The following is a 21480-nucleotide window of genomic DNA, read 5'->3' on the forward strand; positions in this document are numbered from 1 at the left end:
CGTTTGGGCCGCGACTTCGGGTACCCTGCGCAGACCGGGGATTACCTGTAGGAGTCGTGCCATGTCGTCAGGCGTGCGTCATCCCTTGCTATCGATCGCGCCGGGCAAGCTGCGCCCGACCCAGATGACGGTGGGCAGGGCCGAGGTGGCCCAAAAGCGGGCCCTGTGGGAAAAGCTCGGCAAAAAAAAGCGCAAGGAGATGCTCGCCCAACACTGGTTTCCGGGCGTGCTGGGCCCCAAGAACCAGGTCTACATCGTCGATCACCATCACCTGGGCCTGGCCTTGTTCGAAGAAGGCGTGAAACAAGTGCCGGTGATGATCCAGCGCGATTTCTCCTGGCTTGAGGTGCCGGTGTTCTGGCACACGATGGAATTCAACCGCTGGGCGCACCCCTACGACCAGCACGGCCAGCGGCAGGATTACGCTTCCATTCCGCTCAATCTCAAGGACATGGCCGACGATCCATTCCGCACGCTCGCCGCGCGCGTGCGCATGGCGGGCGGTTATTCGAAGGACGCCACGCCCTATTCGGAATTTCTCTGGGCCGATTTTTACCGGCGCAACATGAAGCTGAAGGACGGCCGCGTTACCGCGAAAACCGTGCAGGATGCCTTGCTGTTCGCCCATGCGCACGACACGGCGTACCTGCCGGGATGGACCGGCGTCATCGCGCAATGAGCACCACGGCGGCCGCCAGTTCCGCACGTGTGGCCGACCTGCTCGCGGGTCTGGCGATCGCGGGTTTGCTGGTGCCCGAGGCGGTGGCCTATTCGGGCATCGCGGGCATGCCGCCCCAGGCGGGTGTGATCGCGCTGTTCGTCGGCCTGGTCTGCTATGGGTTGCTGGGACGCAGCCGCTTCGCGATCGTATCGTCCACGTCCTCATCGGCGGCGGTGCTGGCCGCCGGTACGTTGGCGCTGGCCGGCAACGATGTGGTTGCGCGCGTGGCGATCGGCGCCACGCTGGTGCTGTTTGGCGGCCTCTGTTTTCTGTTTGCCGGCGCCGCGCGCCTTGGCGGTTTGTCGCACCTGATCGCACGCCCGGTGTTGCGCGGCTACACCTTCGGCCTGGCCATCGTGATCGCCTTGAAGCAGTTGCCGAACCTGGGCGGCTGGCCTGGGCTGCACGGCGACTTCGTGCCGCTGTTGGTGACGGAACTGGTGCGCACGGTCAACCAGGTGCATCCGGTTACGCTGGCGACGGGACTGATCGCCCTTGCGCTGTTGTTTGTGTGCGAGCGCGTGCGCCGTTTGCCCGGCAGCTTGCTGGTGATCGCGCTTGGCGTGATCGCCTCGGGCTGGCTGTCCGCGCACGGCGTGTCGCTGACCGGCACGATCAAGCTCAGCATGGCAGTGGGTATGCCCACCTGGCCGGGCAGCGGCCAATGGCTGCCCAGCGTGGAACTGGCGGCCGCGCTGCTGCTGATCCTGTATGCCGAATCGTACAGTTCGATCCGCGGTTTCGCGCTCAAGCACAACGATCCGGTGCAGCCCAACCGGGATCTGCTGGTGCTGGGCGTGGCCAACGTAGTGTGCGGCTTGCTGCACGGCATGCCGGTAGGCGCCGGCTATTCGGGCACCTCGGCCAACGAAGCGGCCGGCGCGCAATCTCGCCTGGCCGGTTTGATCGCCGGCGCCAGCGTGCTGTTGATGGTGCTGCTGTTGCTGCGCTGGATCGAGCGCATCCCCGAAGCCGTGCTGGCCGCGATCGTGATTCACGCGGTCAGCAAATCGTGGCGGCTGTCAGTGTTTCGCCCGTATCTGCAGTGGAAGCGCGATCGCCTGCTGGCACTGGCAGCGGTGGTTGCGGTGCTGTCGCTGGGCATTCTCAACGGCCTGCTGGTGGCGATTGCCTTCAGCCTGATCCTGCTGCTGCGCCAGCTCGCGGTAGCGAGGGTAAGCGTGCTGGGGCGGCTGGCCGACGGACACGACTTCGTCGATGTCTTGCAGCACCCCGACGCGGTGCCGCCGCCGGCGACGCTGATCCTGCGTCCGGAGGAACCGCTGTTTTTCGCCAATGCCGAAGCCGTGATGGCGCTGGCGCGCCAGCAGGCGGAGCAGCGCAAGGATCTGAAGCAGGTGATCCTCAGCCTGGAAGCCTCGCCGGATCTGGACAGCACCGCGCTCGAATCGCTCGGCGACTTTTCCGTGTGGCTGCAGCAGCGTGGCGTAGCCCTGCGCGTGGCGCGCTTGAAGGACGACACGCGCGCCCTGCTGTTGCGCGCGGCCTTGCCCCAGCTTTCGCCACAGACACTGAACTATTGGAGCGTCGAAGATGCCGTGTCGGCCGCTTCGGCGCCATCTTCAACGGGGAATTGAGCGTCGTGAACATTGCAACACGTATCGGGAGCATCGCCTTGGGTCTGGTGCTGACGTTGCCCGCCGCGGCACAGCAAAGTGCCGACGCGCACTTCCGGCAGATTTACCAGCAGGAGTGGGCGTGGCGTACCGGCCAGTCCGGCATCAGCACGTCGGGCGAATCGCAGCCAAGCAATGGACGGCTGGATCAGGTCGACGCGAAAAGCCAGCAGGAACGCCTGGACACCTGGCGCAAGGTAATGGATGAACTCAATGCGATCGACGTCAAGCAGCTTTCGCCGGCCGAGCAGGTGAACTACGCGGTGTATCGGGAGCAGATCCGCAACTTCATTGCCGACCAGCAATTCATGCAGTGGCAAATGCCGTTCAACAGCGATTCGGCGTTCTGGAGCGAGCTGGACGATGATCTGGACGGCGGCAACTTGCGCACCGAAACCGATTATCGCCATTACGTGGACCGGCTAAGCCAGGTGCCGGCGTATTTCGACCAGCAGATGGCCAACATGCGCGCCGGTCTGAAGCGGGGCTTCAGCGTGCCGCGCGCGGTGCTGGCGGGACGCGACGTATCGATCGCCGCGGTTGCCCAGGTCAAAGACCCTGCCCAGACCAGTTTCTACGCGCCGCTCCAGCACATGCCATCGAGCATTCCCGCCGCTACCGCGGCGGCGATCCAGGCCGATGCGCGCGCCAAAATCAGCAACGACGTCATTCCCGCCTACGCCAAACTGCTGGCCTTCTTCCGCAACGAATACGTACCGCACGCGCGCACCACGCTGGCCGCCGAAGCGTTGCCGGACGGTAAAAACTACTACCGCCAGCAGATTCGCGAATACACCACACTGGATCTGGATCCGGACACGATCCACACGATCGGTCTTGAGCAAGTGGAGAAAATCCACGCGCAGATGCTCAAGACCATGCAGGAAACCGGCTTCAAGGGCAGCTTTGCCCAGTTCCTGCATTTCCTGCGCACCGATCCGCAGTTCTACGCCAAAACACCGCAGGAGCTGCTCGACAAAACCGCCTGGGTGGCCAAGGAAGTGGATGGGCAGGTGGGCAAATTCTTCGGCCACCTGCCGCGCAAGCGCTTCACCATTGAGCCCGTGCCGGCGGATATCGCGCCGTACTACACCTCCGGGCGCGGCGGTCCGGACGTCTATCTGGTGAACACGTACGACCTGCCTTCGCGCCCGCTGTACAACATGCCGGCGCTGACGCTGCACGAATCGTATCCGGGTCATGCGTTGCAACTGGAACTGGCCGAAGAAGAGCACGACCAGCCCGCGTTTCGCCGCGACGGCTACATTTCCGCCTACGGCGAAGGCTGGGGCCTTTATTCGGAATACCTGGGCAACGAGATGGGCATCTACAAGACGCCCTACCAGCGCTTTGGATATCTCACCTACCAGATGTGGCGCGCGTGCCGGCTGGTGGTCGATACCGGCATCCATCACCTGGGTTGGACGCGCCAGCAGGCGATCGACTACATGACCCAGAACACCGCCTTGTCCGACCGCGAGATCGCCAACGAAGTGGATCGCTACATCAGCTGGCCCGGGCAGGCGTTGTCCTACGAGCTGGGCTATCTGAAATTGCTGGAGCTGCGTGCGAAGGCGGAAAAAGCGCTGGGGCCGAAGTTCGACCTGCGCGCTTTCCACGACACCGTGCTTTCCACCGGTTCGGTGCCGCTGCCGGTGCTGGAGCAGCGTATCGATCGCTTCATCGCCGAAGGCGGCCCGGAGCCCGACTACGGCCATGTACCGGCGCCGGCCGGCAAGCCGCAAGATTAAGCGTGCCAGGCTCCATCGAAGGAACGTCGTTCAACCAGGGGGAACGCTGATGACTGAAGGAACGGTCCGGGACGAGCTTTATCCGGCGGCAGGCGATCGCAGGGTCTATCGCGTGGCGAAGTGGCTGCGGGTGGCCGCGGTGATCGCCACCCTGGCGCTGGCGGGAGGCGCCAACGTGATGCTCTTCCAGCCGCTGTGGCAGGGCTTGAACGTGCCCGTCAGCCCGCTGCTGATGAGCGTGGATGTGCTGTTTACGTTGTTGATGCTGTATTTCCTGTGGTGGTCGTTCACCGCGAAAGTCACGCTGTGCGCCGATACGATCGAAGAATCCACACCGTTCGGATCGCGCCGGCTGCGCAAGAGCGAGATCAAGGGATGCATGCGCCTGCCCAAGGGTGGCGGTGTGCTGATCGCGCCCAAGAACGGTGTTCCGTTGACGATCTCCAAGGATTCCTACAACCCTGATCGCTATTTCGACGCGTGGATCGACAAATTGCCCGATCTGAAACAGGTCCAACAGCAGGAGGAAGAGGTGCGCGCGCGCAACGATCCGTCGCTTGGCGTCACGCCGGCGCAAAGGTTGGCGACCTATGCGCGGCGCAAGTCGCATTTCGGCAAGGTGTATCTGGGCCTGCTGTTCGCCTCGATGGCGGTTTTCTACGTAGGCGTACTGGCGAGTGCGGCGTTTGCGCCGGCGGTTTTCATTGCCGCGGCGATACCGTGGTGCTGCCTGGTCGCGGCGTATCTCTACAAGGATCAATGGTCGCATTCGGCGGGCGGCAACAACGCCACGGCGATCATCGTCCCCACGATGATGCCCGTGCTGATGCTGTTCATCATGGCCAGCAGCCGGGCGGATCTGGTCGATGCCTCGCAGGTGATGGCGCACGGCGCCCTCGCCGGTCTTCCATGGCTGCTGGCGATAGTCGTGTTGATGGGCAACATCGCCGTGCCGTTGCGGCAAAAGCTGCTGAGCCTGCTGTTTCTCGCCGCGCTCGCGTGGGTGTATGGCGGAAGCTTGCTTGCGCTGGGCAACCGCATGTTCGACCAGAGCCCGCCGCAGGTCTTTCGTACCCACGTTGTGGGCTGGCATGTCACCCACGGCAAGGGCGGCACCCACTATTACCTGGAATTGGCCGGCTGGGGGCCCGAGCCGGGCGGGACCCATCTTCGGGTGGGCTATGCCACCTACCACGCCGCGCACAGGGGCGATCCGGTCTGCATGGGTCTGCATCCGGGCCGCCTGGGCTTCCAGTGGGTGCACAGCATGGATTGTCCGCCCGAGGGCACGCCCTGAATGCCGCTGGCGAAAACTTCACCAATAAAGTAAAGTAGACATAAGCTTTATTGGGAGAGTTGGCCATGACCGCGAACGCCCTGCCCCGGATGCCGCCGGCCCAAGACCTCGGCGGTCCGGCTCTGCGCACTTTCTTCAAGCTCGCCGAACGGTGGGATCTACGCATCGCCCAGCAGCGCACCTTGCTCGGCGATCCGCCCGAATCCACCTTCTACAAATGGAAACGCCAGCAGGATGCCATGCTGGGTCGCGATACGCTCGAACGCATCAGTTATCTGCTGGGCATCTACAAGGCATTGCACATTCTGTTTCCCGATCCCGCACAAGCCGATGCGTGGCTGCGCAAACCCAACCAGTCGGCGTTGTTCGGTGGGCATAGCGCGCTCGATCGCATGCTGTCGGGCAACGTGTCGGACCTGTTCGTCGTGCGCCAGTACCTGGACGCGCAACGCGGCTGGAATTAATCACAGCATCCTTAACAGTGCGCCCCGTCGCAGCCGCCGAGAACGCGCTGTCGCACCATGCAACGTGAACAGGGAAGAACCCAACGGCGCGCTTCGCGTCCAGGAAAACGCATGCCCCACGACACGCCACCGATTCGACGCATCCGCTGGACCCACGCCTATCGCATCGTGCCCAGCCGCTTTCCGCCGGAAGGATTGTTCGACCGCATTGCCGACCCCGCCGATCTGGATGCGGTATTGGCGATCGAAGCGCTGACCAACCCGCGCCTGCGCGAGGAAGCTGAAAGCATGCGACGGGTGCCGCGCGAACGGCGCATCAGCGGCCCCGGTTCCACGCCGGTGATGGCCGCGTTCACGCATCTGAACCCCGAAGGCAGCCGTTTTTCCGACGGCACCTGGGGCGTGTTCTATGCGGCGCGTACCGTCATGACCGCGGTCGAGGAAACGGTCTATCACCGCCAGCACTTTCTTGCCGCGACATCGGAGCCGGCCTGCGATATCCAAATGCGCTGCTATCGCACCAGCGTCGATGCGAAGTTGCACGACCTGCGTGGCGGATGGCCGCAGGCGCACGATCCGGACAGCTATACGGCCAGCGTGGAACTTGCCCGGGCGCTGCGCGAGGAGGGTTCCAACGGCATCGTCTACGACAGCGTGCGCCAGCGCGGCGGGCAATGCCTGGCCGCGTTTTACCCGGACGTGGTGGCGCCATGCGTGCAGGCGCAGCACCTGATCTATCGCTGGGACGGCCGGCGCATCGCCAGCGTGTTGCAAGTAAGCGAACTCAAACGCGGCTGACGCAAGGCTTCGCGCGGTATGGGCGTGGCGTGCATCGCAACTCGCGCGTGGCGGCAACGTCAGATTATGATCGAACGTGGATGCGGCGCCGTGCAATCGGTTGCGTTGCAACCGTGGGCCGCTGCAGCGTCGAACAACCGAGCCACGTTCAGGAGCATCATGAAAATTCTGCTATCCCTGTTGTTGGCACTGGTGCCTTGCCTGGCCAGCGCGGCTTGGGCCCCCCATCAATACTGGGAACCGGCGATCAAGGCGTTCGAGGCCTCCGATCGCGCCAATCCGCCACCGCAAGGCGCCGTGTTGTTCATCGGCAGTTCGTCGATCGAGCATTGGAAGTCCGTCGCGGCGGATTTTCCGGAAGTGAAGGTGATCAACCGCGGCTTCGGCGGTTCGGAGCTGGGCGATTCCACCTATTTCGCCGACCGCATCGTGGCGCCCTACCATCCGCGCGCGATCGTCCTCTATGCCGGCGACAACGATGTATTCGACGGCCGCAGCCCACGCGAAGTGCGCGATGAATTGGCGGCATTCGTCACCAAGGTGCGTTCGGAAGATCCGGGCGTGCCGATCGCATTCATTTCGATCAAGCCCAGCATGGCGCGCAAGATGTTGCTGCCCCAGATCAGGCAGGCCAACGCGCTGGTGCGCGACTACGCGGCCAAGCACAAAGGCGTGACCTACCTGGATACCTTCACGCCCATGCTGGGGCCGGACGGCCAGCCGCAGTGGAAGTGGTTCGGGCCGGACGGCCTGCACATGAACCGTTCCGGTTACGTGCTTTGGATAAGCATCATCAAGCCGTGGGTGGACGCGCACGCGCGTTGATGGCCACCTTGCCCTCACTCCGGCCTGCGCCGGATGAGGGCAAGAGAGATCAGGTATCGGCGTTTTGCGCGAAGCCCTCGCGCGTGCCGCGCGTGAACACGCGATCGCTGTCGAGTACGTCAGCCGCGGCATGCGCAGGCGACTCTTTCAGCTTGGCATAGATCGGCGTGAAATCCGGCCGCGTCGCTTCGAACAACTGCTCGAAGCTGTCGATCACGAAATACGTCTGCTGGTAGGTATCGATGCGGTAGCGCGTGCTCATCACCCGTTCCAGACCGAAACCGATGCGGTTCGGTGCCGGCGAATCCAGGCTGTAGATCGACTCGCCCTTGGAACTGACGATGCCCGCGCCATAGATGCGCATGCCTTCGCCGGTATTGATCAGGCCGAACTCCACCGTGTACCAGTACAGGCGCGTAAGGTTCATCAGCGCTTGCGGACCGATGCCGAATGCCTTCATGCCGCCGCGCCCATACGCCTGCATGTAATCGGCGAACACCGGATTGAGCAGCAGCGGCACGTGGCCGAACAGGTCGTGGAACAGGTCCGGCTCGCTCAGGTAATCGAGCTGCTCGGGCTTGCGGATCCACCAGCTCACCGGAAAGCGGCGGTTGGCCAGATGGTCGAAAAACACCTCGTCGGGCAGCAAGCCTTCGACCGCCACCAGTTCCCAGCCGGTGGCCTTGCCCAGCACCTTGTTGAGGTCGGCGAATTTCGGAATACCGCCATGGCCCAGGCCGAAGCGTTCCACCCCGGCCAGGAATTCCTTGCAGGCGCGTGCGGGCAGCAGCTCGCGCTGGCGCTTGAACAGGGTGTCCCACACCTCGTGGTCGGTGCGGCTGTAATGAGACCATGGCTGCTCCACCACGCCGGTGGCATAGACCGGGATGTACCCGCGGTCAGTCTGTTGGTGTTCGACGCGGCGGGGGTTGTTGTTGTCCATGGGGCTCCGGCGAGGCCCGGTGCATGTACCGGGTCGGCACGCAAAAGCATACGGCCGCAACCGCGCAAAATGCTTGTTTTATTGTTGACTTTGGTACCCAGCGTGCAATATTAATCCTAAAACAGGCCAATTGATAAAGGAATCGTGCGTTGATCGATCTCGATCGCACCGACCTGCGCATCCTGGCCACCCTGCAGGCCCAGGGGCGCATCACCAATGCCGAGCTGGCCGAGCGGATCAACCTTTCGCCGTCGGCCTGCCTGCGCCGGCTGCAGCGCCTGGAAACGGAGGGGGTGATCAGCGGCTATGCGGCGCAGATCGATCCGCAGGCCGTGGGTCTTGGCCTGCAGGCCTTCGTGCGCGTGCAATTGGCGCGCCATGAAGGTGCCGAGATCGAGCGTTTCGTACAGCGCCTGGCCGGCTGGGACGAGGTGGTGGCCTGCCATGCGCTTACCGGCGACATGGACTATCTGATGCACGTCTACGTGGCCGACCTTGAGCATTTCTCGCGCTTCCTGCTCGACCAGTTGCTGAACGACGCTGCCGTGGCCGATGTCAATTCCAGCTTCGTCCTGCGTACCGTGAAGCGCTCGCCATCGCTGCCGTTGCGGCAACTAGAGCGTTAGCGCACCGAAAACGTTAAAATGATGTACTGATGAGTACCGAAGCCGTTTCCATCCCGGACCGAGACCTGTTGCGCCCGCTGCGCTACCTGTGGCGCATACCGCTGCTGCTGGTGCACATCGTGCTCGGCATCCTGCTGTGCGGGTTCGTGCTTACCTGGAATCGCCACCAGGTGATGAAGGATGGCCGCGAGCCGTTCACCCACCGCATGATCCGCGCCTGGTCCACCGGGTTGATGCGCATCTTCGGCCTGCGTTCGGTGCGCGTGGGGCAGCCGCTGCCCGATGCGGTGCTGTTCGTGGCCAATCACACCTCCTGGATCGACATCGAACTGCTGCACAGCCAGCGCGCGGCCTGCTTCGTGGCCAAGGCGGAAATCGCCAGCTGGCCGCTGGTCGGCTGGCTGGCGGCCAGCGGCGGCACCATCTTCCACCGCCGCGGCAGCAACCACTCGCTGGCCTCGGTGATGCAGGTCATGGTCGATCGCCTGCGCGAAGGCCGTTCGGTGGCCGTGTTTCCCGAGGGCGGCACCGGCCACCACGGCGTGCTGAAAGTGTTCCACGCGCGGATTTTCCAGTCCGCGCTGGATGCGCAAGTACCGGTGCAGCCGGTGGCGCTGCGTTTCGCCCGCGCCGGCAAGCGGCAGGTCGACGCCGGGTTCCGCGAAGACGAAAACTTCATGCAGAACTTCCTGCGCCTGCTGGGCGGCCCACCGATGGATGCCGAAGTGCACTTCCTTGAACCGGTGCCCGTCCATGCGGACGGCCGCCGCCGGATGGCGGAGCTGGCGCGCGAGCGCATCGCCGCAGCGCTGGAGGATCGCGCCGCATGACCCTGCCGTCAGGGCGGGATTTCCGCCCAGCCTGGCCGCTTACCAGCGGGCACATCCAGACGATGCTTTCTTCCAGCGGCGTGCGCCGCAAGCTGCTGCCGCGGCGCGCCTACAAGGTGCTGGAAGGCGCCGAGCAGGTGATGATCGATGCCGGCGAGGGCGTGCGCCTCACCGGTGCATACACCGCGCAAACGGCGCAGCCCGCATCGCGGGGCCTGGCGGTGTTGTTCCATGGCTGGGAAGGCAGCGTCGATTCCACCTACGTGCTGCAGACCGGCAGCCGCTTGCTGGAAGACGGCTGGGACATCTTCCGCCTCAACTTCCGCGACCATGGCGACAGCCACGCGCTCAACGAAGCGCTGTTCCATTCCTGCCGCATCGACGAAGTGGTGCATGCGGTGGGCGACATCGCGCGGCGCTGGCCTTCGCGCCACCTGGCGCTGGCGGGCTTCTCGCTGGGCGGCAACTTTGCGCTGCGGGTGGCGCTGCGCGCGCCGGCCCTGGGTATTCCCCTGCACTATGCGCTGGCGGTGTGTCCGATCATCGATCCCGGCGAAGGCCTGTTCTCGCTGGAAGAATCCGCGCCCTGGTTCTACCAGGCCTACTTCATGAACAAATGGCGCCACTCGCTGCGCGCCAAGCAGGCCGCGTTTCCGCACCGCGAATATTTCGAGCTGCAGGAACTGAAGCAGAACCTGCGCGGCCTGACCGAGGCCCTGGTGCTGCGCCATACCGATTTCGGTTCGCTGCAAGCGTATCTGGACGGCTATTCGGTGGCAGGCAAGGCGCTCGCCGGCATGCAGATTCCCGCGACCATCCTCACGGCGCGCGACGATCCGGTGATCCCGGTGGATGCCTTCGAACGGCTGCAATTGCCCGGCAATGTGGAGCTGGACATCGCCGACCATGGCGGGCACTGCGGTTTCATCCGCGGCTGGGACATGACCAGCTTCTGCGACGACTACATTGCCGCGCGCTTCAACGCGATCGCTACAGGCAACTCGCCCTTAGCGTAGGCCAGGCAGCCAGGGCAGGCCGCGTCATCGGCTATCATCGGGGGCAATTACCGCGCCCACACCGCCTATGCGCCCAGCCCGGCTCGTCATCAACACGATTGGTTCGCTCGGCGATCTGTTTCCGTTTCTGTCGGTAGGATGCGCACTCAAAGCGCGCGGACATCAGGTGACGGTGGCTACGCTGGACCAGCATCGCGTCGCGGTCGAACAGGCGGGTTTGCACTTCGCCAGTGCCAGCGCGAGGCAGCCACCGCAGGACCTGGCCGAATTTACCGAACGCGTGTTCCACCCCGTGCACGGCCCAAGCCTGGTGATTCGCGAACTGGCCGGCGCCGACGTGAGCGAAAGCTACGCGCGCTTGCAGGTCATCTGCAAGGACGCCGATGTGCTGATGACTTCCACGCTGGCTTTCGCCGGCCAGATTCTCGGCGAAACGCTGGGCGCGGCCGGGCAACTGCGCTGGGTCTCGGCGGTACTGACGCCGTGCAACATGCTGTCCATCTTCGACCCGCCCATCGTCGGCATGCCGTGGGTGGATGCGATTTCAACCGGTCCGCTGCGCGGCCGGCGCCTGCTGCAGCATCTGACGATGCTGAGGCTGCGCCGTTGGACCGGCCCGGTGCGCGCGTTCCGGCGCGAACGGGGCCTGCGCGCGGAATCGACGCTGGGCAACCCGCTGCAGCACGGCCAACACGCGCCCGATTGCGCGCTGGCCTTGTTTTCGCCGCTGCTGGGAACGCGGCAGGCGGATTGGCCACCCCAGGTGCGCATCACCGGTTTTGCCCATTACGCGCAACCGGGTGCGGTGCCCGACGAGGCGTTGCAGGCCTTCCTGCGCGAGGGATCGCCGCCGCTGGTATTTACGCTGGGATCGAGCGCGGTGCACATCGGCGAAAACTTTCTGCGCGAAAGCCTGCAGGTGTGCGAGCGGTTGGAGCGCCGCGCCGTGCTCTTCACCGGTTCGGCCCAGATGCGCGCGAAGCTGCCCGCTTCGCTACCTGCTTATGCGTGCGCCGTCGAGTACGCGCCGCACGCGGCGGTGTTCGCGCAGGCCGCGGCGATCGTGCATCACGGCGGCATCGGCACGAGCACCGAAGCGCTGCGCGCGGGCCGGCCGATGCTGGTGGTGCCGCACGGTTTCGACCAGTACGACAATGCCCAGCGCCTCAAGCGCCTGGGCGTGGCGCATGCGCTTGCGGCGCGCGATTACCGCTGCGAAGCGGCGCTGCCGTTGCTCAAGGATCTGCTCGATCATCCCGCTTACGAACAGCGGGCATCGCAATGCGCCCAATCGGTGCGGGCCGAACGCGGCGATCAGGTCGCCGCGGATCTGATCGAGGCGCTGCTGTCCGAACGCGGGTGATCGCGCCGTTCAGTCCGCCGGCACGCAACGTCCGTTAGCCCAGGCACGCAGCGCGGCGACCTGTTCGTGCATCAGCACCGAAAGCGGCTTGGTAGCGTTGAGCGCATTGATCAGCGTGACCTGGTCGAGCGTGGCGCCGTTGCCGCTGGCGTCGTAGAGCGCGCTGACCACGCCCTGTTCGATTTCCGCGCCGGAAAAACCGTCGCTGGCTTGCGCCAATGCGTTGAGGTCGAACGACTCCAGCGGCAGCTTGCGGCGCTGGAGGTGCAAGGCGAAGATCGCCGCGCGTACTTCGGTGCGCGGCAGATCGACGAAGAAAATTTCGTCGAAGCGGCCCTTGCGCAGCAGTTCGGCCGGCAGTTCGTTCACCGCGTTGGCGGTGGCCACCACGAACACCTTGGATTTGCGCTCGGCCATCCAGGTCAGCAGATATCCCAGCACGCGCCGCGACACGCCGCCGTCCTCGGCGCCGCCGCTGGCCAGGCCTTTTTCGATCTCGTCGATCCATAGCACGCACGGCGCCAGCGTTTCGCAACTGGCCAGCGCCTCGCGCAGGTTCTTTTCCGTTTCGCCCTGGTATTTGTCGTACAGCGAGCCGAAGTCCAGCCGGATCAGCGGCACCCCGAAGCCGCCGGCGATGGCCTTGGAGGCGAGGCTTTTGCCGCAGCCCTGCACGCCCAGCAGCAGCACGCCCTTGGGCGGATCGAGCGCCGGTTGCGGGCTGGGGTCCAGGAACACCGCGCGCCGCCGCTGCACCCAGTCGCGCACGTGGCTGACACCGGCCACGTCGGCGAAGCTGGCGGTGGCGTACTCGTAATGCAGCAGGCCCGAGCGGTTGAGCAGGTCGAACTTGGCCTGCATCAGCTCGGGCAAATCGTTGGCGTTGAGCGCGCCGTCGTTGTAGATCAGCTTGCGCACAATCCGGCGCGCGTCCGGCGCGGTCAGGCCGACCAGATTGCGCACGATGGTGCGCGCGGCATCGTTGTCCACTTCCAGCGTGCGGTTGTTTTCGCGCTGCCAGGCGGCCGCTTCGCCGCGCAGGATGCCGGCCAGCTCCTTGATGTCGGGCAAGGCCAGCGGCACGCGCGTGGCAAGCGCTTCCAGCTCCTGCGGCAGTTCCACCTTCGCACCGATCAGCACCAGCGTGTGTGCGGCCGAATGATCGCGCTGCACGATTTCGCGCATCTGGCGCAAGGTCATCGGATACTGCAGGCAAGGCAGAAAGTCGAACAGCAGATAGATGCCGCGCTGCGGCGCGTTGCGGATCGCGGTGAGCGTGGCGGTGGCGTCGGGCGCGATGTCCTGGTCGCGCGGGCCGTTGAAATCCAGGCGCTGCAAACCCTCGGTAAACGTCCAGCGCCAAAGTGGATGCAGCGCCTGGGCGATCACGTGCGCAAAGCAGTCGATCACCCGCTGTTCGTCCACCGTTTCGATCACCAGCAAAGGCGTTGCGGCACGCACCAGCGTGCTCAGGTCTTCCAGTTCGCTCATGCGTCCTCCTGCAAGGGCGCTACCTTAGCAGGGCTGTCACGACCGGATCATGGCGGGCGGGGTAAGCTTGGGCGTCAGATTGCGGCAAGCTTGGCCTTGCGACCTTCGCCCGCGTCCCCATGTCCGACGCTTTGCGCCCACCTTCCCCGAGGACATTCCCATGCAGCTACGCAGCGACGACTTCCAGCACGGCCGGCCCATTCCGGCGCAGTTCGCCTTCGGCAAGCCCGGCCAGCCGGTGGCGCTGTCGGACAACCGCAATCCGCACCTGGCCTGGAAGGACGCACCCGCCGGGACCCGCTCGTTCGTGCTGGCCTGCATCGACACCGACGTGCCGAGCAAGCCCGACGACGTCAACCAGCAAGGACGTACCGTGCCGGCCGACCTGCCGCGCGTGGAATTCGTGCACTGGCTGATGGCCGACATCCCCGCCGAATGCGGCGAGCTGGCCGACGGTTCCTGCAGCGACGAAGTCACCCCGCGCGGCAAGCGGCAACCGTTCGGGCCGCCCGGCAGCGTGCAGGGCGTGAACAACTATACTGACTGGTTCGCCGGCGATGCCGACATGGGCGGCACCTACCTCGGCTACGACGGCCCGTGTCCGCCGTGGAACGACAGCATCGTTCACCACTACCACTTCCACCTTTATGCGCTCGACACCGAACGGCTCGCGCTCAAGCCCGGCTTCACGCTTGCCCAACTGCGCGCGGCGATCGCCGGGCACGTGCTGGCCGAGGCGGTGCTGACGGGCACCTACAGCCTCAATCCGAACGTGCCGGCCTGATACCTCAAACCGAAGTGGCCTTCACGCGCAGAGCGCATGGAATGTGGCACATGAATACGGGGCGCGCTGCTGTCGCCCCGGCTGCATGAGGGTTGCCGCCACGCTGCACTACGCCCTGGTCTTCCTGGTTATCGCCGTCATCGCCGCCTTGCTGGGCTTCACAGGCATGGCCGGCACGGCGGCGTGGATCGCCAAGGTGCTGTTCGTACTGTTCCTGATCCTGGCCGTGATCGCGTTCCTGCGGCGCTAGCTGAACGAGGGGGGCGGCAGTTCAGCCAGCCCGGCTATAAACCGCTAGAGTGAACACTCTGCCATCGGAGAACGTCATGAACAAAGAAGTCCAGGCGCAGGAAAACGCTATTCACGGGCGCATTGACCAGGGCGCCGAGCGCATCAAGCAAGCCACATCCGAGGCGGTGGCCAGCAGCAAGGAAAAATTCGACCGCGCTGCCGACCATGTCGAAGACAGCCTGCATCGCGTTACCGACAAGGCGGCCAGCGCGGCCAACCGCACCACCGACAAAGTGGCCCAGGCCACCGAGCGCGGGCGCGCCGCCTACGATCACGCCAAGGACCGCGCCGACGAGTGGCTGGATGACGTGCGCGACTACGTGCGCGAAAAACCGGTGCAGGCAGTGGCCATCGCCCTTGGCGCAGGCTGGCTGCTTGGCCGTATTCTTCGCCGCTGATACACACCCATCAGGCACGGGGACGGGCGATGCACGATTCCGTGCGCGATGACCAAACGGCTGGGCCATCCGAACCGCCGGGGCCGCCGCCGCGCGGCCTGCTTGAGGAAATCGGCCTGCTTGCGCGCGCGGTGCGCAACCTGTTCGGCGCGCAGCTGCAATTGCTGGCCGCCGAGCTTGGCCTGGCGCGCGCGGCTATCAACTGGATGCTTGCCGCCGGCCTGATCGCCACCGTCAGCGGCGTGGGCCTTGGGCTTACCGTGCTGGGCCTGGTCGGCCTGCTGCTGGCCAAGTGGCTGCAATCCTGGATCGCCGCGTTCGCCGTGCTGTGCGTGCTGGAGGCGCTGTTCCTGTTCGGTGCGATCGTGCTGTTCCGCCGCTGCATGCATTGGATGAGCCTGCCCGCCACGCGGCAGGAATGGCGTGCGATCATGCGCGACACCCTGCAAAAAGCCGAGCAGGGCATCGAAGACGGCGCGCAACCGGGGCCTGGGGGGACAAAGCAGCCATGAGCCTGTTCAAGCATCTTGAGAAGGTCAGGCAGGCCCGCGGGCGCGTGGCCATGCACCGCCACGAACTGTCGGGGCCGGCGGCCTCGCTGTTGCTGCGCGGCTACCGGCATCCGCTTGTCACCATGGGTGCGGCGGCCGGCGCGGGTTTCGCGCTCGGCAGCATGGGCGTAGGCCCGCTGCGGGTGCCGGGGCTGGCCTCGCTGCTCAGCGGAGGCATCGCAGAAATCGTGGCGCAAGGCACGCGCCTGATCGCCGAATTGGGCATGGACGAGAGCGACACCGACACCGATACCCAACCCCGCGACGACGCATGAGCAACACCCAGCCCTCCGTGCCCACGGGCGCGGCGCCAGCGGTCGGCGGCGCCATGGCGCCTGAGCCGGCCGCCGTCACCAAGCAGGTCAAGCAGGCCACGCAGGGCGTGCATCGCATGCGCCGGCATCTGCGCGCCATCCGCATGATGCTCAATGCACTGCTGATACTGGCCCTGCTCTACACCGCCACCATCGTGCGCGAGCTGCTGATCCCACTGGTACTGGCCGCGTTCATCGGCCTGGCGCTCAACCCGATCGTGGCGGCGGGCGCGCGCCACCGCATTCCCCGCTGGCTGGGCGCGTGCGTGCTGATGATCTCGCTGATCGCCGGCATCGGCAGCGGCGTGGGCATGCTCACGCAGCCGGCGGTTGGCTGGTTCCATAACGCGCCGTCGGTGATCCGCAGCTTCGGCACCAAGCTCGAACACTTAACGCGGCCGCTCGAAGCGGCCAACCGCGCCACCCAGACGCTGGTCAACAACGGCCATCCGGTGCGCGCGCAACCGGCCCAGAATCAAACCGACGTCGCCATCAGCGTGTGGGACGTGCTCTCCAACGCACCCAAGGTGCTGGCGGCGGTGCTGACGGTAATGCTGCTGGTGTTTTTCTTCCTGATCTACGGCGACCTGCTGCTGCGGCGGCTGGTCGAGATCGCGCCCAACTTCGGCTACAAGCGTCATGCGGTGTCGATCGTGCGCGGCATCCAGACCGAAGTGTCGCGCTACATCCTTACTACCGTGGTGATCAACGTCATCTTGGGAATGACCACGGCGGGCATGCTCTACCTGCTGCACATGCCCGACCCGCTGCTATGGGGCACGGTGGCGACGCTGGCCAATTTCATTCCATACGTGGGCGCGATCTTCACCACCACCATCCTGTTGCTGGTCGGCCTGATGCACTTCGAGGCAGTGGCGCAAGCCGTGCTGCCGGCACTGTGCTTCGCGGCCATCACCGCGGTCGAAGGCAATCTGATCACGCCGATGATCCTGGGCCGGCGCATGCGCATCAGCCCGATCGCGATCCTGGTCTGGCTGCTGGTATGGGGCTGGCTGTGGGGCGTACCCGGTGCGCTGCTGGCGGTGCCGATGCTGACCAGCGCGAAATTGATCGCCGAACGCGTGCGCGGCTGGGAGTGGTTTGCGCGGATGGTGCAGCGTTGAGGCCCTAGCCGCATCCCCGTCACCGACCCGCTTGGCTGTGGCCAAGCGGGCCGGTGATGGTGAGAGGCTAGGGTGAGGTTGCGACGGTGCTGGCAAGCTGCGTGCAGTTAGTGTCAGTGCACGCTTGCCAGCCACCGCCGAGCGCCTTGTAAAGCGCCACAGCGCGCGTGTCGATCGCCGCTTCCGACTGCGCCAGCTCGTCTTCGGCTGCCAACTGCACGCGTTCGGCATCAAGCAGCTCGAGATAGCCGGTGGCGCCTTCCTGATAGCGGATGCGCGCCAGATCGGCCGCGCGCTTGCTCTGCTCGCTCTGCGCGATCAATTGCTCGATGCGCGCGTGTTCGGCGTTGTAGCCGACTATCGCGTTGTCGACATCCTCGATCGCCGACAGCACCGTGCGCTGGTAGTTGGCTTGGGCCGCATCGGCGCGTGCCTCGCTGACGTGCAGGTTGGAGCGTACGCGTTCCACATTCAGGCCATTCCAGGTGATGCTGGGGCCAAAGGAGAAGGCGCGCGAGGCGGGGCCGCCGAAATCGTTGCTGCGCCCGGCCAGGAAACCGACAAAGCCGCCCAGCGAAAGGTGCGGAAAGAAATCCGCCTTGGCCACGCCGATACGTGCGGTGGCGGCCGCATATTGGCGTTCGGCGATGCGCACGTCGGGGCGGCGCGACAGCGCGTTGCCCGCATCGCCGATCGGCAGCGCAGTGGCGATCGGCTTGAACGTGGCCGGCGAAATATCGACGTCCAGTTCGCCGGGGCGCTCGCCCAGCAGCACCGCCAGGCGATAGGCGTAGCCGCGCTCCTGCGCATCGAGCACCGGCAATTGCGACCTGGCGGCGCTGAGCTGTGCGCTGGCGCTGGCCACGTCCTGCTCCGAGGCGGTGCCGATCTGGGCGCGCGCCTGGATCAGCTTGAGCGTATCGGCCTGGTTGGCGATGTTGCGCCGGGCAATGGCCAGGCGTTCCTGCGTGCCGCGCAGTTCGAAATAATTGCGCGCCACTTCGGCGAACAGGCTCACCTGCGCATCCTGCAGCGACGCTTCGCTGGCGCCCAGATCCGCACGCGCCGCCTCCACCGAGCGGCGCACGCCGCCGAAAATGTCCACTTCCCACGACGCATCGAAGCCCGCCTGGTAGGTATCGATCGGAACGCGCGTGGGCGTGAAGCCCGGCTGCTGTTCGATCGCGCGGCTATAGGACAGATCCGTGCCGATCGTCGGGATCTGGTCGGATTTGGCCGTGCCAAGCAAGGCGCGCGATTCGCCAAGGCGCGCCCGCGCAATGCGCAGGTCGAGACCGCCCTTGGCGGCATGCTCGATCAGCGCGTCGAGCACCGGATCGTTGAACTGCCGCCACCACGCGGCCTGGAACGGCACGGCGCTTTCGCGCGCCGCATCGATGCCCTGCACGTGCGCCGAGGGCGTTGCCGGCGCTTTGTAGTCCGGCCCTACGCTGGCGCATCCGGCCAGCGCGAGTGCGGCAACGAGAACGGTATTACCGATTAAACGTGTCATCTCAATGGCCCTCCAGAGCGGGCAAGTTCGATGCGTGCTGTTGCTTGCGTGCCTGGCGGCGTTCCACCATGGCGCGGATCAGCACATAGAACAGCGGCGTGTAGACCAGGCCGAAAAGGGTTACGCCAAGCATGCCGGAGAACACCGCCACGCCCATCGCATGACGCATTTCCGCACCGGCGCCGTGCGAGGTCACCAGCGGCACCACACCCATGATGAAGGCGATCGAGGTCATCAGGATCGGGCGCAGTCGCAGGCGTGCCGCCTCCAGCACCGCGTCATGGCGGCTCATGCCTTCGTGCTGGCGTTCGCGCGCGAATTCCACGATCAGGATTGCGTTCTTGCACGCCAGGCCCACCAGCACGATCAGGCCGATCTGGGTGAAGATGTTGTTGTCGCCGCCGGACAGCCACACGCCGGTAATCGCAGACAAAAGCACCATCGGCACGATCAGGATCACCGCCAGCGGCAACGACCAGCTTTCATACAGCGAAGACAGCACCAGAAACACCAGCAGCACGCACAACGGGAACACCAGGACCGCGGTGTTGCCGGCAAGGATCTGCTGGTAAGTCAGCTCGGTCCATTCATAGCTCATGCCATTGGGCAGGTTGTCCCGCGCCAGTTTCTCCATCGCCGCCTGCGCCTGGCCGGAGCTGTAGCCGGGTGCCGGGCCGCCGCTAATTTCCGCGGTGACATAGCCGTTGTAGTGCATCACGCGCTCCAGGCCCGCCGTGCGGCGCACGGTGACGAACGAACCCAGCGGCACCATCTCGCCCTTGGCGTTGCGCGTCTTCAGCTGCGCGATGTCCTCCGGTTCGTGACGGTACTTGGCGTCGGCCGAGACATTCACCTGGTAGATGCGGCCGAAGCGGTTGAAGTCGTTGACGTAGAGCGAGCCCAGGTAGGCCTGCATGGTTTCGTCAACATCGTTCAGATCCACGCCCTCGGCTTTGGCTTTTCCGCGATCCACGTCGGCGCTGATCTGCGGCACGCTCACCTGGTAGCTGGAGAACAGGCCGGCCAGCGCCGGTACCTTCTGGCTTTGCGCGATCAGGTTTTGCGTCTGCTTGTACAACTCCTCGAAGCCAAGCTGGCCGCGGTCTTCGATCTGGATGCGGAAGCCGCCGATCGTGCCCAGGCCTTGTACCGGCGGCGGCGGGAAGATCGCGATGTAGGCATCCTGGATCGAGGCGAACTGCTTGTTCAAGGCGCCGGCAATCGCGCCGGCCGACAACGAGGGATCGCGCCGCTCATCGAACGGCTTCAAGGTGACGAACACGATGCCCGCGTTGGTGCTGTTGGTGAAGCCGTTGATCGACAGGCCCGGAAACGCCACCGCGCTTTCCACGCCCGGCTGCTTCAACGCGATCGCCGACATGCGCTGGATCACGTCCTGGGTGCGATCGAGCGAGGCCGCATCGGGCAACTGCGCGAACGACACCAGATATTGCTTGTCCTGTGCCGGCACGAAACCGGTGGGCACGTGCGAGAAGCCCAGCCAGGTCATGCCGATCAGGCCCGCATACAGCACCAGCGCCACCGGACCCATGCCCACGATGCGATGCACGCCGCCCACGTAGCGCTGCGCACCGTGATGGAACAGCTTGTTGAACGGGCGGAACAGCCAGCCGAAGGCCTTGTCGATCAACAGCGTCAGGCGATCCTTCGGCGCGTCGTGGCCCTTCAGCAGCACGGCCGCCAGCGCGGGGCTCAGGGTGAGCGAGTTGAACGCGGAGATCACCGTGGAAATGGCGATCGTCAGCGCAAACTGGCGATAGAACTGGCCGGTCAGGCCGCTGATGAAGGCGGTGGGAACGAACACCGCGCACAGCACCAGCGCGGTGGCGATGATCGGGCCGGTCACTTCGTTCATCGCGCGGCGCGTGGCGTCGCGCGGCGAAAAGCCCAGCTCGATGTTGCGCTCGACGTTTTCCACCACCACAATCGCATCGTCCACCACGATGCCGATGGCCAGCACCAGGCCGAACAGCGACAGCGCGTTGAGCGAGAAGCCCGCCACGTACATCACCGCGAACGTGCCGATCAGCGATACCGGCACCGACACCAGCGGAATCACCGACGCGCGCCAGGTCTGCAGGAACAGGATCACGACCAGCACGACCAACAGCACGGCTTCCAAGAGCGTGTGCACCACGGCAGTTATGCTGTCGCGCACGAACACGGTCGGGTCATAGACGATGGAATATTCCAGCCCTTGCGGGAAATTCTTCTTCAGTTCCGCCATGGTGTTGCGGACGTTGGAAGACAATTGCAGCGCATTGGCACCGGGTGCCTGATAGATGGGAATGGCAATCGACTGCCGGTTGTCGAGGAAGCTGCGCACGCCGTAGGCCTGAGCGCCGAGCTGAACCCTCGCCACATCGCCCAATCGAACCACCTGCCCGTCCGCACCGGTCTTGACGATGATGTCGCGGAATTGCTGCTCGTCACTCAGCCGGCCGGTGACATTGAGTGCGATCTGAAAATCGTCGCCGTTCGAAGGGGGCGCACCCAGCTGCCCGGCGGCAACCTGGACGTTCTGCTCGCGGATCGCAGCGACCACATCATCGGCCGTCAGATTGCGGGCGGCGAGCTTCTGCGGATCGAGCCAGATACGCATCGAATAGTCGCCGCCGCCGAAGATCTGTACGTCACCCATGCCGGGAATTCGCGCGAGCACGTCCCGTATGTTCAGGACGGCGTAATTCCGCAGGTACAGCGCGTCGTAGCGACCGGTTGG

Annotated in this window: 21 protein-coding genes; 17 read left to right on the top strand and 4 right to left on the bottom strand. The window is 65.1% G+C overall.

The features are described from left to right. Nucleotides 1–61 precede the first annotated feature (61 nt). The 7 genes from VME63_RS08985 (at nucleotide 62) to VME63_RS09015 (ending at nucleotide 7493) form a co-directional block, all read left to right on the top strand. Complete coding sequence (locus tag VME63_RS08985; RefSeq protein ID WP_325432428.1) at nucleotides 62–679, top strand: ParB-like protein; 618 nt, start codon at nucleotides 62–64, stop codon at nucleotides 677–679. Further along, complete coding sequence (locus VME63_RS08990; RefSeq protein ID WP_325432430.1) at nucleotides 676–2319, top strand: SulP family inorganic anion transporter; 1644 nt, start codon at nucleotides 676–678, stop codon at nucleotides 2317–2319. The genes VME63_RS08985 and VME63_RS08990 overlap by 4 nt, the downstream gene beginning before the upstream one ends. 11 nt (nucleotides 2320–2330) lie before the next feature. Then, complete coding sequence (locus VME63_RS08995) at nucleotides 2331–4109, top strand: DUF885 domain-containing protein (RefSeq protein ID WP_414648230.1); 1779 nt, start codon at nucleotides 2331–2333, stop codon at nucleotides 4107–4109. Nucleotides 4110–4158: 49 nt separating this feature from the next. Next, entirely contained in the window at nucleotides 4159–5406 is a 1248-nt protein-coding gene (locus VME63_RS09000) for a hypothetical protein (RefSeq protein ID WP_325432432.1), read from the top strand. A 65-nt stretch (nucleotides 5407–5471) separates the two neighbouring features. Next, nucleotides 5472–5870, top strand: a complete 399-nt coding sequence (locus VME63_RS09005; protein ID WP_325432434.1) for an MbcA/ParS/Xre antitoxin family protein — start codon at nucleotides 5472–5474, stop codon at nucleotides 5868–5870. 111 nt (nucleotides 5871–5981) lie between these two features. After that, nucleotides 5982–6668, top strand: a complete 687-nt coding sequence (locus tag VME63_RS09010; RefSeq protein WP_325432435.1) for an RES family NAD+ phosphorylase — start codon at nucleotides 5982–5984, stop codon at nucleotides 6666–6668. A gap of 159 nt (nucleotides 6669–6827) precedes the next feature. Further along, nucleotides 6828–7493 (top strand): SGNH/GDSL hydrolase family protein, encoded by a 666-nt coding sequence (locus VME63_RS09015; RefSeq protein ID WP_325432437.1) that lies wholly within the window; start codon nucleotides 6828–6830, stop codon nucleotides 7491–7493. Nucleotides 7494–7542: 49 nt separating this feature from the next. Here the strand turns inward: VME63_RS09015 and phhA are convergent, their stop codons facing one another. Next, nucleotides 7543–8436, bottom strand: a complete 894-nt coding sequence (gene phhA, locus VME63_RS09020; RefSeq protein ID WP_325432439.1) for a phenylalanine 4-monooxygenase — start codon at nucleotides 8434–8436, stop codon at nucleotides 7543–7545. 149 nt (nucleotides 8437–8585) lie between these two features. Here phhA and VME63_RS09025 point away from each other — a divergent pair, with 149 nt between their 5' ends. The 4 genes from VME63_RS09025 to VME63_RS09040 all read left to right on the top strand — a co-directional run bounded on the left by VME63_RS09025 (nucleotide 8586) and on the right by VME63_RS09040 (nucleotide 12271). Beyond that, nucleotides 8586–9062, top strand: coding sequence for an Lrp/AsnC family transcriptional regulator (locus VME63_RS09025; RefSeq protein ID WP_325432441.1), 477 nt, complete (start codon nucleotides 8586–8588; stop codon nucleotides 9060–9062). Between the two features lie 29 nt (nucleotides 9063–9091). Then, entirely contained in the window at nucleotides 9092–9892 is an 801-nt protein-coding gene (locus tag VME63_RS09030) for a lysophospholipid acyltransferase family protein (RefSeq protein ID WP_325432442.1), read from the top strand. Then, nucleotides 9889–10908, top strand: coding sequence for a YheT family hydrolase (locus VME63_RS09035; protein ID WP_325432444.1), 1020 nt, complete (start codon nucleotides 9889–9891; stop codon nucleotides 10906–10908). The genes VME63_RS09030 and VME63_RS09035 overlap by 4 nt, the downstream gene beginning before the upstream one ends. Nucleotides 10909–10975: 67 nt before the next feature. Further along, a complete protein-coding gene (locus VME63_RS09040) occupies nucleotides 10976–12271 on the top strand; it encodes a glycosyltransferase (RefSeq protein WP_325432446.1) in 1296 nt (431 codons plus the stop codon). A 9-nt stretch (nucleotides 12272–12280) separates the two neighbouring features. Here VME63_RS09040 and VME63_RS09045 read toward each other — a convergent pair whose 3' ends face one another. Beyond that, entirely contained in the window at nucleotides 12281–13762 is a 1482-nt protein-coding gene (locus VME63_RS09045) for an AAA family ATPase (protein WP_325432448.1), read from the bottom strand. Nucleotides 13763–13922: 160 nt separating this feature from the next. Here VME63_RS09045 and VME63_RS09050 point away from each other — a divergent pair, with 160 nt between their 5' ends. The 6 genes from VME63_RS09050 (at nucleotide 13923) to VME63_RS09075 (ending at nucleotide 17224) form a co-directional block, all read left to right on the top strand. After that, a complete protein-coding gene (locus VME63_RS09050) occupies nucleotides 13923–14546 on the top strand; it encodes a YbhB/YbcL family Raf kinase inhibitor-like protein (protein ID WP_325432450.1) in 624 nt (207 codons plus the stop codon). 85 nt (nucleotides 14547–14631) lie between these two features. Continuing rightward, a complete protein-coding gene (locus tag VME63_RS09055) occupies nucleotides 14632–14796 on the top strand; it encodes a DUF1328 domain-containing protein (protein ID WP_325432452.1) in 165 nt (54 codons plus the stop codon). Between the two features lie 76 nt (nucleotides 14797–14872). After that, nucleotides 14873–15235 (top strand): hypothetical protein, encoded by a 363-nt coding sequence (locus tag VME63_RS09060; RefSeq protein WP_325432454.1) that lies wholly within the window; start codon nucleotides 14873–14875, stop codon nucleotides 15233–15235. Between the two features lie 29 nt (nucleotides 15236–15264). Next, the gene (locus VME63_RS09065; RefSeq protein WP_325432456.1) at nucleotides 15265–15747 is read left to right on the top strand and encodes an ABC transporter ATP-binding protein; all 483 of its coding nucleotides are present in this window, start codon (nucleotides 15265–15267) and stop codon (nucleotides 15745–15747) included. Next, a complete protein-coding gene (locus tag VME63_RS09070; RefSeq protein ID WP_325432458.1) occupies nucleotides 15744–16061 on the top strand; it encodes a hypothetical protein in 318 nt (105 codons plus the stop codon). Before VME63_RS09065 ends, VME63_RS09070 begins: the two co-directional genes overlap by 4 nt. Continuing rightward, on the top strand, nucleotides 16058–17224 hold the full coding sequence (locus tag VME63_RS09075) for an AI-2E family transporter (protein WP_414648229.1): 1167 nt from the start codon (nucleotides 16058–16060) through the stop codon (nucleotides 17222–17224). Before VME63_RS09070 ends, VME63_RS09075 begins: the two co-directional genes overlap by 4 nt. 67 nt (nucleotides 17225–17291) lie before the next feature. Here the strand turns inward: VME63_RS09075 and VME63_RS09080 are convergent, their stop codons facing one another. Next, nucleotides 17292–18737 (bottom strand): TolC family protein, encoded by a 1446-nt coding sequence (locus VME63_RS09080; protein ID WP_325432460.1) that lies wholly within the window; start codon nucleotides 18735–18737, stop codon nucleotides 17292–17294. A 1-nt stretch (nucleotide 18738) separates the two neighbouring features. Next, nucleotides 18739–21480 (bottom strand): efflux RND transporter permease subunit (locus VME63_RS09085; protein ID WP_325432462.1); only part of this gene is annotated, 2742 nt, incomplete at its 5' end.

Origin of the sequence: Dyella sp. (genome assembly GCF_035503745.1) — a bacterium.
GTDB lineage: Bacteria > Pseudomonadota > Gammaproteobacteria > Xanthomonadales > Rhodanobacteraceae > Dyella_B.